The organism is Actinokineospora inagensis DSM 44258, assembly GCF_000482865.1.
GTDB lineage: Bacteria > Actinomycetota > Actinomycetes > Mycobacteriales > Pseudonocardiaceae > Actinokineospora > Actinokineospora inagensis.
Window position 1 is genome coordinate 82,474 of the sequence record NZ_AXWW01000022.1, and the last position, 16,658, is coordinate 99,131.

The window sequence follows — 16,658 nt, forward strand, 5'->3', positions numbered from 1 at the left end:
ACGTCTACGGACCAGTCGGTTTTGTCTCCTTGTGTACCAGGAACGGCCCGATGGCGAGGTAGTCGATTTCGGTCTTCAGGAAGGTGTGCACCGCGTCGGCCGGGGTGCAGATGATCGGCTCCTGGTCGTTGAACGACGTGTTGAGCACCATCGGCACCCCGGTCAGCGCCGCGAACTCGCTGATGATCCGGTGGAACCGCGGGTTCGTGTCGGCCCGCACGGCCTGGATGCGGCAGGTGTTGTCGACGTGCAGCACCGCGCCCATCCGGTCGTACCGGTCCGGCCGGGCCGGGTACGCCATCAGCATGTAGTCGCCCGCGCTGGTCGGCTTGGCGACCTCGAACCACTCGTCGACCGCCTCGGCGAGCACGCTCGGCGCCAGCGGCCGGAAGTACTCGCGGTGCTTGACCTTGTGGTTCAGCGTTTCGCGCATCTCCCGCCGCCGCGGGTCGCCGATGATGCTGCGGTTGCCCAGCGCGCGCGGACCCAGCTCCATCGCGCCCTGGAACAACCCGATCACGTTGCCGTCCGCCAGCAGCCGGGCGACCGCCTGCTCGAAACCCTCCGCCCGCTCGACGACCAGGCCGTCGTGCTTGCCCAGTTCGGCGGCGATCTGCTCGTCGGTGAACGACGGGCCCCAGTACGCGTGCGGCAGCTCCGGCGACCGCGGCTGCCCCAGCACGTGGTTCCACACGTGCAGCGCCGCCCCCACCGACAGGCCGCCGTCGTGCGCCGCGGGCTGCACGTACAGCTCGGTGAAGTCCGACTTCTCGAACGCGATCTGGTTGGCCACGCAGTTCAGCGCGACCCCACCGGCCAGGCACAGCCGGGTCGACCCGGTCAGCCGCCGCAGGTGGTTCGCCATGTGCAGGACCAACTCGTTCGTCTTCTCCTGCAGCGCCGCGGCCACGTCCTGGTGCACCTGCTCCAACGCGCCCCCGCGCCGCCGCGGTTCGACGCCCAGTTCGGCGACGAGACCGGATGTGTCGGCCGACGGCGGGTAGTACAGGATGTCGGCGAAGTTCAGCTTCTCGTGCGCCATGTCGAACCCGCCGTCCGGCGTGGTCCAGGCGAGCCGGTCGAACGCGGCGGCGAACCGGGCCGGGTCACCGTAGGCGGCCAGGCCCATCACCTTCGCCGCGTCGTACACGCCGAAGCCGAGGTAGACCGACACGAGCTCCCACAGGTAGCCGATCGACGCCGGGTAGCGCACGTTCTGCACGCACTCCAGCTTGTTTCCCCGCGCGTGGTAGAAGCGCGTGGAGAACGCGTCGTCACCGAGCGCGTCGACGATCAGCACCGCCGAGTCCGGGAACGTCGAGGCGAAGTAGGCCGACGCGGCGTGCGCGGTGTGGTGGGCGACCCAGTGGAACTCGCCGGTGAAGCCCAGTTCGGTGAACCGGCGCGGGATGTCGGGCAGCTTGTGGAAGAACTGCTCCTGCTTCTCCCGGTTGTTCCACGGCGACGGCAGCCCGTCCTTGAGCACGTCGGCGATGACGTCCGGATCGGCCGCCACCGTCACGTGGTCGACGTCGGCCGGGGTGATCCCGGCCGCGGCCAGGCAGAACTCGATGGCGTTGGTGGGCAGCTCGTCCGGGTTGTCCGCGCGCGCCTCTTTGCCGTGCTTGACCCGGTTGAACCGCTCCTCCTCCGCCGCCGCGACCACGACACCATCGCGGACCAGGCAGGCGGAGGACTCGTGGTAGACGGAGTTGACCCCGAGGATGTACATGGTTGCCCCTCAGACCAGCGGTTGGTAGTCGGAGTTGGGGAAGTAGTCCTCGCGGGTCCCGGTGCGCCGCACGTCCCAGGTGGCGCAGTGCAGCGACCCGCCGTACTCGAACACGTGCCGGAACGGGATGGTGAAGACCTCGAAGTCCAGCTTGGCCAGCAGGTCCTGCAGCGGCTTCTCCCGCTCCTCGCAGACGACCTTGTTCGGGCCGATGCTCAGCACGTTCATCGACAACCACTTCGACGACTGGCAGTACTCGGGCATGTCGTCGTTGCCGGTGGTCGGCTCCGGCACGTCGACCAGTTCCCAGTCGTTGGCCAGGAACAGCTTTTCCTCGCCCTCGCGCAGCGGCCGGTCCGGGTTGGTCAGGATCAGGCCGGGCCGCAGCGGGACGAAGGTGCAGTCGATGTGCGAGGGGAAGAAGTCCAGCGGGAAGTGCACCGGCCGGATCCGGAAGCCCTTGGGCTCCAGGTGCCTGCGCAGCCAGTGGATGCCCGCCCGGTTGGTGGTCATCGACTCCTGGACGATCAGGTCGCGGCCGAACCGGCTGATGTCGGCGGCGTCGAACACGACCTCGTCCTGGGTGATGCAGAACTCGAACTCGTGCATCCTGGCGTGCCGCTCGGCCAGCGGCCAGTCCCAGAAGCCCTCCCGGTACATCTTGTTCGCCATCGAGGGCTTGGGCGCGGTGGTCCAGCCGACCCGCGGGTCGGCGTTCCAGTACTCGTAGACCAACTCCCGGTACGGCTCGAACTCGAAGTAGCGGCCGCGCCGGGACATGGTGGCCTCGATGATCTCGTTGCCGACGGTGATCATCACGTCCCGCGGGCAGACCGCGCAGTACTGGTTGGCGACCTCGAAGTCCGGGGTGCGCACCGGTTGGCTGAAGTCGTGCGGGGCGGGCCTGCGCACCCGTACGCCCTGCGACCGCAGCACCTCGGCCAGCCCGGCGAGCTCCTCGTTGGCCCGGTCGACCTGCTCGGCGGACTTGGGGCCGGTCGGGAACGGGGTCCCCGGGGCGGCGTTGCGGATCTGCGGGCGGTTGCCCGGCTCGGTCGGCTCGAAGTTCGCCCCGTCAGCGGACCCGACGATGATCTCTTCCAGCGGGTCCCACTCGTTCCACGAGTTCACGACCTCGGACACTGGCTGCATACTTGGCGCCTGCTTTCCGTCTTGGTGGACAACGGTTCCGGGCAAGGGGTCTTCGGGACTGGGTTCTCGGGAAACGCTCACGGCCACCGGGGGTGGCCTGCCTGCCAAGCCGGGAACGGTGCCGGGCCGGGACGAGGGGGCGGGCGGCGGGCGGGATCACACACCGTCGTACGCCTTGGCGAAGAGGTCCACGACGTACGGGCCGAACTCGCACGGTTCGTAGCGCGGGGGGTTGTCCGCGTCGCAGCACTGCGGGAGTGGGGTGACGACGGCGTCGAAGCGGGGTTCGAAGAAGAACGGGATGGAGTAGCGGTCGCGGTCGCCGGGGATCTGCACCCGGTGCCAGGTCGCCTGGTAGCGGTCGTTGGTCCAGCGCTGCATCATCAGGCCGATGTTGACCAGGAACGTGCCCGGGATGTGCGGCGCGGCGATCCACTCGCCTTCGGCGTTGCGCACCTCCAGGCCGCCGACACCGTCTTGCTGCAGCACGGCGAGGAAGCCGTAGTCGACGTGCGCGCCGAACCCGAGGTCGGTCTGGTCGATGCTGACCCCCTCGGGGGCGTGCGGGGTGACCGGCCGGGCGGACGGCGGGTAGTGGATCAGCCGCAGGTCGGACAGTTCCGCGCCCTCGTACTGGGCGAAGAACCCCTCGGCCAGGCCAAGGCTGAGCGCCATGCCCGCGGCGATCCGCGCGCTGACCGACCACAGTTGGTCCCACGCGCGGGTCATCACCGTGCGGAACTCCGGCAGTGCCGGTGGCCACTGCTCGGGGTCGTCCAGCGGGTGGCCGTCCCGGGGTGCCCGGACCCGCGCGGCGCTGGCGGCGTCACGGCCCCACTGGGGTTGCAGGTCCAGGCACTCGTGCCAGTCGGTCTTGCCCGCGGTGACCTCGCCGCCGAGCGGCACGAAGCCGCGGAACTGGTTGGTGCTGCCGCCGAGCCGGATCTTCATCTTCTCGGCCAGCGGCAGCTCGAAGAACTCCTTGGCGGTGGCGAACATCCGCGCGCTGTCGGCAGCGTCGATGCCGTGGTTGGCGACATAGAAGAACCCGACATCCCGACAGGCGGCGCCGATCCGGTCGACCACGGCGGCCAACGCGGCCGGATCCGGGTCCGAGCTGACCAGCGCGCCGATGTCGATCACCGGGACCTCGGTGAACGCGGTGTGGTTGTCCGCGGTTGGTGTGCTCATTGGGTTTCTCCCGGGGTGCGCGGCCGGTGCCCGGTGTGGTGGGGGTTGACCGGAGTGCCGGTGTCGATCACCGGGACCTCGGTGAGCGCGGTGTGGTTGTCCACGGTTGGTGTGGTCATCGGGTTTTCCGAGGGCGGTGGTCGGTTCTGCTGTGCGGAGCAGTTCCCGGCACCGGCGTTCGGCCGGGTCGACCTGGTGCCTGGTCCGGCGTGGGTGGGGGTTGGCCGGGGGTGCTGGTGTTGATTGCCGGGGTGTTGGTGGGCGCGGTGTGGTTGTCCGCGGTTGGTGTGCTCATCGGGTTTCTCCCGGGGTGGTCGGCAGGCGTCCGGTCTGGTGTGGGTTGGGGTCGACCGGCGAGCCGATGTTGATCACCCGGGTCTTGATGGACGTGGTGTGGTTGTCCATGGTTGGCGCGCTTGTCGGGTTTTTCCTGGGCGGGTGGTTGGTTTTGTTGTGCGGAGCGGTTCCCGGCTCCGGTGTTCGGTTAGGTCGATCTGGTGCTTGGTCTGGTGTGGGTGGGGGTTGGCCGGGGGTGCTGGTGTTGATTGCCGGGGTGTTGGTGGGCGCGGTGTGGCTGTCCACGGTTGGTGTGCTCATCCGGGTTCTCCTGGGGTGGGCGGGCGGTGTCCGGTCTGGTGCGAGTGGGGCTGACCGGCGGGTCCGTGTCGATCACCGGGGTCCTGGTGAGCGTGGTGCGGTTGTCGGTGGTTGGTGTGGTCATCGGGTTTTCCCGAGGGGAGCCGGTGCCCGGTCTGGTGTGGGGTGGGGGTGGCCGGGGTGCCGGTGTCGATTACCGGGGGCTTGGTGAGCGTGGTGTGGTTGTCCGCGGTTGATGTGGTCATCCGGGTTCTCCTGGGGTGGGGAGCCGGTCCACGGGGTGGTGTGGGGTGGTGGCCAGGGCGGTCAGCAGGGTTGGGTAGTGCTCGCACCAGCGGCGGGCGGTGGTGTTGTCGTAGGCCTCGGAGCGGTAGTCGCAGTCGAGGCGGAGGCCGGTGTCGGTCTCGATGCCGTCGATGCGGAAGTCGACCAGGGCGTACGTGGCGGGGACCGGCTCGAAGGAGGCGGTCAGTCCGGCGAACTCCGGGGCGGGTACTGATCTGTCCACATTGAACACGGTGCGCAGGGGCGCAGGGTACCGGTCACCGGGGTGCAGTTGGGCGAACGGGACCTCTTGGTGCTTGAAGGCGGCCAGTACCGACTCCCGGATGTCCCGCAGGTACTCGGCGACGGTGATACCGGGGCGTAGGGTGCTGCGGATCGGGAGGAAGTGTGCGCAGTAGCCGACGATCGAGGTGCTGCCGGGGAAGTCGCGACCGGCTTGCGGGACGCCGATCACCGCATCGTCCTGGCCGGTGATCTGGTGGGTGAGCAGGGCGTACCCGGCGAGCAAGGTCATGAACAGGGTGGCCTTCGCTGCCTTGCCCGCGTTCTTGATGGCCGTCACCTGCTCGGTGCTCAGGTGCAGGGTGATGCGGTTGCCGCGTGGCGAGGTCGACGGGGTGTCGGTCGGGAACACCGTGTCCGGGAATCCGTCGGCGAATCGCTCGGTCCAGTACCGTTTGGCGGCGGTCAGGTCGATCCGGCCCTGGTGCTCCAGGAAGTCCCGGTAGTGCAACGGTTCTGCCAGGGTGATGGGCTTGCCTTCGCGGAACGCGGAGTACAGGGCGGCCAGTTCCTCGGTCAGCACCGACATCGACCAGCCGTCGGAGATCGCGTGGTGGGTCAGCAATGCCAGGTGGTGCGTCGACTCGTCGACCGGCAGCACTGCGATCCGCAGCAAGGGGCCGTTCGCCAAGTCGAACGGCTCGGCCAGTGCTCGCTCCCACCAGCCCTCGGTGGCTTCCTCCACCGGGACCTCGATCGACGGCTGGACCTTGCCGGGGGCCGTCTTGCCTGGGAACACAGTGCGCAGTGACTCGTGCCGGGCGACCAGCGTCTGCACCGCGTTGCGCAACGCCGCCATGTCCAGCGGTCCGCGTAGCAGCACGTCCTCGCCGACCGTCCATGTGGGACCGGCGGAACCGAGTTCCAGCACCGCCTGCTGTTCCGGGCCCACCGGGACCTCGACCGGGGTGAGCCGTGGCAGGAACCCGCCGTCGCGCATGGCGGCCACGGCGTCGTGGACGGCGGTGATGATGTGCTCGATGTCGTAGTCGGTGTGGGCGGTCGACAGGAAGCAGGTCCGGCCCTCCCACAGGTAGACGCCACGGGTGAGCAGGTGGAAGTGGAAGACCTCGATCTCCAGCGGCTGGTAGGCGTAACTGGCGTTGCCCTTCCAGGCGAACCGGAACACCGACGCGAACCGCAGCACCCGGATCGGTACCCGCTCGGCCTGGAAGAACGCGTTCACCGTGTCGGCCAGGTACGCGGTGCGCGCGGTCAGCCGCTGCTGCAACCCGGGGCCTTGGTCGCGGAAGTGCAGCAGCATGGCCCGGGTCATGGCCATGGCGAACGGGTGCATCTCGAAGGTGCTGCCGATGTAGGTCTTCGGGCTGTCCGGGTCCGGCCCGGGGCCGTCCACCCAGTCGCCGCCGTCGACCTGGTCGAGGAACTCGGCCTTGCCCGCCACGATGCTGACCGGGAGACCACCGCCGACGACCTTGCCGTACGTCGCGAGGTCGGCCCGCACGCCGAAGTGCGCCTGCGCGCCGCCGGGGTGCACCCGGAACCCGGTGATGACCTCGTCGAAGATCAGCGGGATGCCGAGTCTGGTTGTCACCGCGCGCAGGTCGCGCAGGAACTGTTCCGGTTGCAGGGTCGGGTTGCGGCTCTGCACCGGTTCGACCAGCACGCCCGCCAGTTCGTCGGCGTGCGCCTCGATGGTCTCCAGCGCGGACGCGGCGCCGTAGGTGAGCACGAGGGCGTCGGCCGCCGCGCCGGGTGCGATGCCCGGGGCCATCGGGACCGAGCGTTCCGGGTCGCCGAGGACGTCCGGCAGGGCGAGGACGCGGTCGTCCTGACCGTGGTACGAGCCGGAGAACATCACGAACCGTGACTTTCCGGTCTTCGCCGACGCGATGCGCAGCGCCCCGCGTACGGCGTCGCTGCCGGTGACCGCGAAGAACATCCGCTCCATGCCGGTCAGCTCGCGCACCAGCCCGGCGACCTCGTCGGCCAGGTCGGTGATCGGGCCCAGTTGCAGGCCCAGGTCCAGCCGCTCGGCGACGGCCGACCGGATGAACGCCGGGTCGTGCCCGCACAGCAGCACCCCGACGCCCATGGCGATGTCGACGTACTCGTTGCCGTCGATGTCGTGGAAGCGGGCGCCGTGCCCGCGGTCGGCGATGATCGGGTACGACACCGAGCGGGTTTCCGGCCGCACCGACCGCATCCGGGTGTCGACCCGCAGGTTCCGGTGGTCGGCGGCCCTGGCCAGCGAGGCGGCGGTGCGCTTGCGGTGGGTGGCCAGCAGGTCGTCCAGGTGCTCGCGCTGCTCGTCGGTGAGCTCCCTCGGTACCGCGACGGCGGGTTTGGGCGGGGTCGGTCGCGGCTGGGCGACCACCTGGGGAGCCGCCGCGGGTGCCTTGCCCGCGAGGATGTCGAGCTGCCGGGACATGATCTCCAGTTGCGCGGTCAGCAACCGGCCCACGGCGTCCTGGTCGCCCACCTCGACCGGGGTGGGCGGCTGCGGGACGACCGGGGCGGCGGCGGTGGCCACCGGTGCCGCGCTCCGAGTCGGCACCGTCTTCTCAAGGCGCGTGTCATCAAGGCGGGCGACATCAAGGCGGGCGACATTGTCCAGGTGGGTGGCGACGGCCTCGACAGTGTCCAGTTCGTCGAACAGTTGCCCCACGGTCAGCGTGACGCCGTACTGGTCGACGATGTCCTGGATCAGCTTGGCGATCAGCAGCGAGTCGGCGCCCAGGTCGATGAACGTGGTGCGCGGCGGCAGGTCCGCCAGCTCCAGACCCGCGCTCAGCCGCTCCCGCAGGTCGTCGAGGATCCGGGTGCGCCGGTCGGTGTCGGCCACGACTGGTCCTTCCTGCCGCACTGGCACGGGTCGCTGCTGCTCGGTGAACCAGTACCGCTCGCGTTGGAACGGGTAGGTGGGGACGGGCACGCGCCTGCGCGGGTACGGCCGGTCGAACGCGACCCAGTCGATGTCGGCACCGGCGGCGTGCAGTTCGGCGACGCTGTGCAGGAGCTGTTTCCAGTCGTCGCGGCCTTCCCACAGTGACGACAGCCAGCGCACCGCCGGTCCCCGCCAGCTCTGTCGACCCAGCAGTTGCAGCACCGGCTGCGGCCCGACCTCCAGGATCACCTGGCAGCCCTCGTCCGCCAGCGTCGCCATGCCGTCGGCGAACAGCACCGGATCACGGGTGTGCCTGCGCCAGTGCTCCGCGTCGACCGTGTCGACCACGCCGCCGGTCACGTTGGAGATCATCCGGAGCTGCGGCCGGTGGTAGGTGATCTTCTCGGCGGCCGTCATCAGGTCCGGCAGCACCGACTCGACCATCGGCGAGTGCGGGGCGTGCGGGATCTTCAGCGGTCGCCCGTCCAGGCCCGCTTCCTTCGCCGCCGCCAGGGCCTTCGCCACCGCGTCCGCCACGCCCGCTATCAGCGTCTCGCGCGGCCCGTTGACCCCGGCGACGCTGACCTGCTCGAACGCGGCGAGCACCGGCTCGACCTCGGCAGGTGCGGCGAAGATCGCCGCAGTCGCGCCACCCGAGGTCGCGTCCTCGATCAGGCGGGCCCGGCGGGCGATCAGGGCCAGCGCGTCTTCCAGTGAGAGGAACCCGGCGACGCAGGCGGCGGCGTACTCGCCGGTGCTGTGGCCCATGACCACGTGCGGCCGGATGCCCCACGACCCCCACAGTTCGGCCAGCGCGTACTCCACCGCGAAGATCGCGGGCTGGGCATGGGCGGTGCGGTCGATATCGGTGGAGCCGGTGGAGTTGCCGTAGAGGATGTCCAGCAGCGGGACGCCGTGGCCACGTAGGACCTCGTCGCAGCGGGTCAGGGTGGCGCGGAAACCGGGGTGGGTGTCGAACAGCAGTTTGGCCATGCCCGCGTACTGCGATCCCTGGCCGGTGAACAGGAACGCCACCCTGGGCGGCTCGTCGACCGAACCGCTCGGCGCGCTCACCCGCTTGCCCTCGGCGAAGGTCGACAGCACCTTGGCGGCCTCGTCGCCGGTCGAGGCGGTCACGGCCAGCCGGTGCGTGAACCTGGTCCGGCCGGTGGCCGTGGTGTGGCAGTGGTCGGCGATGTCCGCTGTGGCGGCGGTGCCCGCGAGTCGGATCGCGTGTCGGGCAGCCAAGTCGCGCAACGCTTCCGGGGACCTCGCCGACAGCGCGAGGATGTGCCGGGTGCGGTCCGGCTTGTCCTCAGTGGACTGCTCGGGCGCCGGGGTGATGACGACGTGGGCGTTGGTGCCGCTGAACCCGAATGAGCTGATCCCGGCCGCGGTCGGGTTCCACGGGGTGACCTCGGTCGGCACCGCGACCGGAGCGGTGTCCCACGGGATGTGCGGGCTGGGGTGGTGGAAGTTCCGGTTCGGCGGGACCTCGCCGTGGCTGGTCGCCAGTACGGCCTTGATCAACCCGGCCGCCCCCGCCGCCGCCTCCAGGTGGCCGATGTTGGTCTTCGCCGCGCCCAGCAGCACCGGCGTGGAGCGGCCCGCGAACACCGCGCTCAACGCGCCGACCTCGACCGGGTCGCCCAGTGGGGTGCCGGTGCCGTGGGTCTCGACGTAGCCGACCTCGTCCGGTGTGATCCCGGCGTCGGCGAGGGCGCCCCGGATGACCTCCTGCTGCGCCGGACCGTTCGGCGCGGTCAGTCCGTTGGTCCGACCGTCCTGGTTGACGGCGGTGCCCCGGACGACCGCGCGGATCGGGTCACCGTCGGCGATCGCGTCGTCCAGCCGTTTCAGCACGACCACGCCCGCGCCTTCACCGCGCCCGTAGCCGTCGGCGGCGGCGTCGAAGGTCTTGCACCGGCCGTCGGCCGCGAGCGCTTGACCGTCCGCGAACGCGGCGGACGCGTCCTGCGACACCATCAGGCTCACACCACCGGCCAACGCCAGGTCCGACTCACCACGCCGCAGACTGGCGACCGCCAGGTGCACCGCCACCAGAGCCGAGGAACACGCCGTGTCCAACGCCAGGTTCGGCCCGCGTAGGCCGAGCAGGTACGACAACCGTCCACTGGCGACACTCAGCGCGTTGCCGGTCAGGTCGTGCATCTGGATCGGTTGGCCGGTCGCGCGCAGCATCACCGGCAGGTATTCGGCCTCCGAGATGCCCACGAACACGCCGGTCTTGCTGCCGCCGAGCGACCGCGGGTCGCGGCCGGAGTCCTCCAGGGCCTCCCAGGCGACCTCCAGCAACAGCCGCTGCTGCGGGTCGATGTGCCGGGCCTCGCGCGGCGAGATCCCGAAGAAGCCCGGGTCGAACCCGGCGATGTCGTCGAGGAATCCGCCCCGGCCGGTCCCCGGGGCCGCGTTGTCCCAGCGACCGGCGGGGACCGGGCCGATGGCCTCCCGGCCGGACCGCAGCAGGTCCCAGTACGCCTCGGGGTCCGGCGCGCCGGGAAAGCGGCAGCCCAGGCCGATCACGGCGATCGGCGAGTTCGCGGCCTGCTGCTCCAGGTCGCGCACCTTCGCCTGCAGGCCGCGGATCGCGGACAGCGCCCGCTGCAGCCGCTGCTCGTCGGTGCTGGTCACAGATCCCCCTCCGGGAAGTCGCCGAGCAGTTCGTCCAGTTCCGCGCGCAGGTCCGCCACGGGGGCCGCGGTCAGGCCGAGGCGGTCGGCCAGGTGGTCGCGCAGTTGACCGACGGTGGGGTAGTCGAAGGCGATGGTCGCGCCGAGGGTGAGGTCGAGATCGCGCTGCAACCGGTTGCGCAACTCCACCACCATCAGCGAGTCCATGCCCAGGTCGGTGAACGCCGAACCCGGGTCGACCCGGTACGTGGGCGGCAGGCCGAGGAGCCGGATCAGTTCGTGGTCGAGGTGTTCGGCGAGCTGGTCGGGGGTGTGCACCCGGACGGCGGTCGGTTGGTACTCCACAGTGGACCGGGTGGTGTCCGGGACGACCGCGATCTGGGCGCGTGGTGTGCCCAGCAGCGAGACGGCGGCGTCGGCGCCGTCGTCGGGTGGGATGGAACCCGGCAGGTCCAGGGCGGCCGCCATGCCGATCTCCGCCCAGGGACCCCAGTTGATGGCCAGCCCCGGTCGACCGGTGGCGCGGCGGTGCGCCATGAGACCGTCCAGGAAAGCGTTTGCGGCGGCGTAGTTGCCCTGGCCGCCGTCGTCCAGCAGGGCCGCGACCGAGGAGTAGGCGACGAAGAAGTCCAGGTCCCCTGTTGCCCCGATCGCCTCGTGCAGATGCCAGGCGGCGTCGACCTTGGGCGCTAAGACCTTGTCGAACCGGTCGGCGGTCTGGTGGACGAGGATCGCGTCGTCCAGCACACCGGCGGCGTGCACGATCCCGCGCAGGTTCGGGCAGGCGGCGAGCACCCGGTCCACGGTCGCGCGGTCGCTCAGGTCGCCGGACTGGACGTGTACGCGAGCGCCCGTGTCCTCGATCGCCGCGATGATCGCCTCCTGCCGCGGGCTCGGTGTCCGACGGCTCGCCAGGACGATGTGCCCCGCGCCGCGTTCGGCGAGTTCACGCGCGGTGCGCAAGCCCAAGGCGCCCAGGCCGCCGGTGATGAGGTAGCTCGCGTCGCGGCGCGGTGTGACCGGTCGGTCGAAGGTGAGCACGATCTTGCCGATGTGCCGGGCGCGTTGCATGAACGTGTACGCCCGCACGGCTTCCGAGCGCGGGAACAGCGTCGTCGGCAGTGGTCGGAGCGTCTTGTCGGCGAAGGCGGCGGCGAGTTCGGTGAACAGGCCGGGGACCAGGGTGCGGTCGCGTTCGCCGTCGTCGCCCAGGTCGAACGGGAAATAGCCGACGTCCGGGCGTTCCGCGCGCATCCGCTCGGCGGACCAACTGTCCAGCTTGCCCATCTCCACGAACCGGCCACCCGCGCGGAGGACCGAGAGACTGGCGTCGATGAAGTCGCCGTTCAGGCTGTTCAGCACAACATCGACCTCGCCGACCTCGCCCGCGAACGCCGTGGACCGCGAGTCGAAGACCCGAGTCACGCCCAACGCCCGCACAGCGTCCTGTTTGGACTCACTGGCGGTGGCGACGACCTCGGCGCCGATCGACCGGGCGATCTGCACGGCCGCCTGGCCGACCCCGCCGGACGCGGCGTGGATCAGCACCCGCTCACCGGCTCGCAGCTTGGCGAGCCTGGTCAGGGCGTAGTGGGCGGTGAGGAACGCGAGCGGGATCGTGGCGCCCTCGACGAGCGAGAGCCCCGTGGGCAGGGCGGACGCGTACCCGGCGTCGACGGTCACGTAGTCGGCGAACCCGCCCTCGGCCATCGCGATCACCCGGTCGCCGGGCTTGACGGAGGTGACGCCGGAACCGACCGTGACGACCGTGCCCGCGCACTCGAAGCCCAGCGGCACATCGCGGGCCTTGTCGATGCCGTACGCCTGCGCGTAGTGCTCGCTCATCATGCCCAACGACACCAGCACGTCCCGGAAGTTCACCCCCGCCGCCGCGACCTCGATCTCGATCTCACCGGGAGCGGGCGCCGGGCGGCACAGCGGTTCGGTGCGCAGGTTCTCCGGGGAGCCGTACTCGTCGAGCACGAGCCGGGTCGGCTGCGCTGAAATGTCCACTGTGGTCGGTTCGAGCACCGGGACGTACGCGATTCCGCCGCGAACGGCGCTGTGCGGGTGGTCCGGATCGCGCAGTGCGTCGAGGGAATCGACGTCGACCGTGGTGGTCCGCAGCTCGGGGTGCTCGGCGACGATCGCGCGGGTGAGGCCCCACAGGGCGGTGTGCGCGGGATCAGGGCGGTCACCGGGGGCAACGGCCTGGCCGGAACGGGTCACGATGTGCAGCCGTGGCGGGTTCGGCTGCCGGGTGAGGTGCTGGACCAGGGTCAGCAGTTCGGTGGTCAGCCGGTGGGTGTGCGCGGCGGCGTCGGTCCCGGTGGGTTCGGGCAGGTAGAGGACGGCGTCGACACCGGTCACGGGGGGTTGGACGTCGGTGGTGGTCGGGGCGCCGGGGAGGACGTCCTCGGTTCCGACCACCAACCACCGGCCGGTCAGCGGTGCGGGGTCGGCGGTGGGGTCCCAGCGAATCGCGCGCAGCCAGCCGGTCCAGGCAGGCGCCAGCGTGGGCGCCGGGCGGTCCTCGAAGCCCTCGACGCGGACGACGGGGGTGCCGTCGTCATCCAGGAGGTCGATGTCCCAGCGGTCCTCGGCGGTGCGGCGGGCGTGCACCCAGCGACCCCGGGTGTCGGCGTCGGCCCCGACGCGCAGTCGCCGGACCGCGAACGGGACGCGGGCGCCGGAGTCCTCGGTCGCGGTCGCCTGGAACAGGGCGTCGAGCAGGCCGGGGTGGACCGGCGCGACCCTTCGGGTGCCCGATGGCCTGGTCACGGCCGCGAGCACTTCACCGGCGCCGACCCGGACCTCGGTGAGCCACCGGAAGCGCGGCCCGAGTTCGATGCCGCCGTCCGCCAGCCGCCGGTACAGCTCGTCCGGGTCGACCTCCTCGGTCACCCTGGCCCGCAACGATTCCAGCGACTCGCAGGCGGGTGGCGCCTCGGCCTGGGTGACGAGGGTACCCACCGCGTGCACCGGGGCGGTCGCGTCCAGGTCGTCCGGCACGCTGACCAGGTGGAAGTCCTTGGCGGTGAGTTCGAGTTGCACGGGCCGCACGCCGTTGTCCGGGAGCACGAGGGGCTCGGGGAACACGACATCGGTCAGGATGATCTCGCCTGGACCACCCACGACCTCGGCCGCGCTGACCGCCATCGCCAGGTGGCCCGCTGCGGGGGCGACGAACCTGCCCGCGACCCGGTGCTCGGCGAACAGGTCAGTGGCGCCGAGATCGGTCTGGAACACGGTCGACCGGTGCGCGGGCAGCCGGAGCCGGACGTCGAGCAGTGGCCGCACCCGGCCCTTCTTCGACGCGGCAGCGGTGAACCAGTGCCGTTCGCGCTGGAACGGGTAGGTCGGCAGGGACACCTTGCGGCCACTGTCCACAGCGGACCACTCGATCCGCGCGCCCGCCAGGTGCAGGGCGGCCAGGGTCGTCAACGGCTCGGCCCACTCGCGCCCCGGACGCAGGCTCGGCAGTACAACAGCGTTCGGGACCACGGCGCGCACGGACGCCAGCAGCACCGGCTTGGGGCCGACCTCCACGAACACCGCCGCGCCAGTCGCCCGCACGGCGTCGGCGAAGCGGACCGGGTTCAGCGCGTGCCGCACCCAGTACTCGGGGTCGGACAGGTCTTCGGCCACCGCGCCGGTCAGGTCGGAGACGACGGTGATCTCCGGCGCCGAGTAGGTGATCCGGCGCGCGGCGGCACGCAGGTCGTCGGCGATCGGGGCCATCAGTGGGGAGTGGAACGCGTGCGACACGGTAAGAGGCTTGCTCTTGACGTCCAACTCCTCGACGACGAGCGCGACCTGGTCGGCGTCTCCGGAGATCACGATGTCGCCGGGGGCGTTCACCGCCGCGATCGACACCAGCGGGAACTGGCCCACCGTGGCGGCAACGACGTCCTCTGGCGCGCGGACCGCGACCATCACGCCCTCGGGCTGGGCCTGCATCAACCTCGCCCGCGCGCCGACCAGGGTCAACGCGTCGGCCAGGCTGAACACGCCCGCCACGCACGCCGCCACGATCCCGCCGACGCTGTGCCCCAGCACGACATCCGGCCGGACACCCCACGACCGCCACAGCCGCGTCAAGGCGTACTCGACGGCGAACAGCGCGGGCTGGGTGTGTTCGGTCCGGTCCAGGTCGCCGCCCTCGTACAGCAGGGCGACCAGGCCGGGGTGGATCTCGGCGCAGTCCAGGATCGCCTGGCGGAACACCGGTTCGGACTCGAACAGTTCGCGGCCCATGTCCGGGTACTGCGAGCCCTGACCGGAGAACACGAACGCGATCTTCGGCGGCGCCTGGTGCGGCGGTACCCGGCTCGGTGTACTCGACCGGAGCTGGTCGGCCAGTTCGGCATTGGTGGCCCCGACGACGGCCAACCGGTGTTCGTGGTGGTCACGTCCGGTGTTGGCCGTGAAGCAGATGTCACCGGTTGGTGTGTCGCCCGCGAGGAAGTCCACCAACCGCTCGGTGGCGTCTTTGAGCGCTTCCGCGGACTTGCCCGAGACCGTGAGCACATGCAGTGGGCGGCTTGAACTCGCTGTATCAGTTTCTGGGGCCTCGGTGAGGACGATGTGGGAGTTGGTGCCGCTCATCCCGAACGAACTGACCCCGGCCACCCGCGCGCCCGCGGGCCACGGCAGCGGTTCGGTCGGCACCTTGAACGGCAGCCGCGACCAGTCGACGTGCGGGGTCGGCGTGTGGAAGTGCACGTTCGGCGGGATCACCCCATGCCGCAGCGCCAACACGGTCTTGATCACGCCCGCGATCCCGGCCGCGCCCTCGGTGTGCCCGATGTTGCTCTTGACCGCCCCCAGCACGACCGGGTGCTCGCTCCCGCCGAACACCGTGCCCAGCGCGCTGACCTCGATCGGGTCGCCCAGGGCGGTTCCGGTGCCGTGCGCCTCGACGTAGGTGACCGCGCCCGGGTCGATCTCGGCGTTGCGCAGGGCGTCCTGGATGAGCGACACCTGCGCGCCCTCGTTCGGCACGGTGAACCCGCTGGCCGGGCCGTCGTGGTTGACCGCGGACCCCTTGATCAGCGCGAGCACCGTGTCCCCGTCGCGCCGGGCGTCGGAGAGGCGCTTGAGGACCACCATCCCGCAGCCCTCGCTGCGGCCGAACCCGTCGGCGGCGGCGTCGAAGGTCTTGCAGCGTCCGTCCGGGGACAGCGCGCGGGTCCGGGCCAGGGACAACGACGTGGTCGGCGCGAGCCGCAGGTGCACGCCGCCCGCCAACGCGTGGTCGCACTCGCCGAGTCGCAGCGCGGTCACGGCCTGGTGGAGGGCGACGAGGGAACTGGAGCAGCCGGTGTCGATCGCGACGTTCGGGCCCTGCAGGCCGAGCACGTGCGAGATCCGGCCGGACGCGAAGCAGAACCCGGTGCCGGTGGCGTCGTAGTGCTCCAGCTCGCCGGTGTCCTCGATGAGCCGCGCGTAGTCGTTCTCCGCGATGCCCACGAACACACCGGTCTTGGTCCGCCGCAGTGAACTCGGCGCGATCCCGGCGTCCTCCAAGGCCTCCCAGGTGACCTCCAGCAGCATCCGGTGCTGCGGGTCGAGCCGGGCCGCCTCCTTGGGGGAGATGCCGAAGAACAACGGGTCGAACCTGTCGACGTCGGCGACGAAACCGCCGGAGCGGGTGTTCAGCGTGCCGGGGGTGTCGGGGTCCGGGTCGTAGAGCGACGCCATGTCCCAGCGCTCCGGCGGGACCTCGGTGATCGCGTCGACGCCGTCGCGCAGCAGCGCCCAGAACGCGGCGCCCGAACCGGCGCCGGGGAACCGGCAGCCGAGGCCGACGACCGCGATCGGCTCGCGGGAGCGGGCCAGCCTGCCCTCCAGCGAGTCGATCACGCGCACCGACTGGCGCAGCGCGGCGACCAGCTCGTCGGTGGATCCGGACATCGGT

6 protein-coding genes are annotated in these 16,658 nt (G+C 70.9%); all 6 read right to left on the minus strand.

Features of this window, described 5'->3' with window-relative positions:
• Nucleotides 1-4: 4 nt before the first annotated feature.
• Nucleotides 5-1,732: a carbamoyltransferase family protein gene (locus H504_RS0109360; RefSeq protein ID WP_026422576.1), complete on the minus strand. Its 1,728-nt coding sequence runs from the start codon at nucleotides 1,730-1,732 to the stop codon at nucleotides 5-7.
• A gap of 9 nt (nucleotides 1,733-1,741) precedes the next feature.
• A complete protein-coding gene (locus H504_RS0109365) occupies nucleotides 1,742-2,875 on the minus strand; it encodes a glycine amidinotransferase (RefSeq protein WP_425394044.1) in 1,134 nt (377 codons plus the stop codon).
• Nucleotides 2,876-3,040: 165 nt separating this feature from the next.
• Entirely contained in the window at nucleotides 3,041-4,075 is a 1,035-nt protein-coding gene (locus H504_RS0109370) for an isopenicillin N synthase family dioxygenase (RefSeq protein ID WP_051385656.1), read from the minus strand.
• On the minus strand, nucleotides 4,072-4,194 hold the full coding sequence (locus H504_RS43595; RefSeq protein ID WP_281173606.1) for a hypothetical protein: 123 nt from the start codon (nucleotides 4,192-4,194) through the stop codon (nucleotides 4,072-4,074). The genes H504_RS0109370 and H504_RS43595 overlap by 4 nt, the downstream gene beginning before the upstream one ends.
• A 719-nt stretch (nucleotides 4,195-4,913) precedes the next feature.
• Complete coding sequence (locus H504_RS0109390; protein WP_026422580.1) at nucleotides 4,914-10,739, minus strand: type I polyketide synthase; 5,826 nt, start codon at nucleotides 10,737-10,739, stop codon at nucleotides 4,914-4,916.
• A complete protein-coding gene (locus H504_RS38540; protein ID WP_026422581.1) occupies nucleotides 10,736-16,654 on the minus strand; it encodes a type I polyketide synthase in 5,919 nt (1,972 codons plus the stop codon). The genes H504_RS0109390 and H504_RS38540 overlap by 4 nt, the downstream gene beginning before the upstream one ends.
• Between the last annotated feature and the right edge of the window lie 4 nt (nucleotides 16,655-16,658).

Bases quoted from the DNA above. Each gene is read 5' to 3' on its own strand.
- H504_RS0109360 (WP_026422576.1), bottom strand. From the start codon at position 1,732: ATGTACATCCTCGGGGTCAACTCCGTCTACCACGAGTCCTCCGCCTGC.
- H504_RS0109370 (WP_051385656.1), bottom strand. From the start codon at position 4,075: ATGAGCACACCAACCGCGGACAACCACACCGCGTTCACCGAGGTCCCG.
- H504_RS38540 (WP_026422581.1), bottom strand. From the start codon at position 16,654: ATGTCCGGATCCACCGACGAGCTGGTCGCCGCGCTGCGCCAGTCGGTG.
- H504_RS43595 (WP_281173606.1), bottom strand. From the start codon at position 4,194: ATGACCACACCAACCGTGGACAACCACACCGCGCTCACCGAGGTCCCG.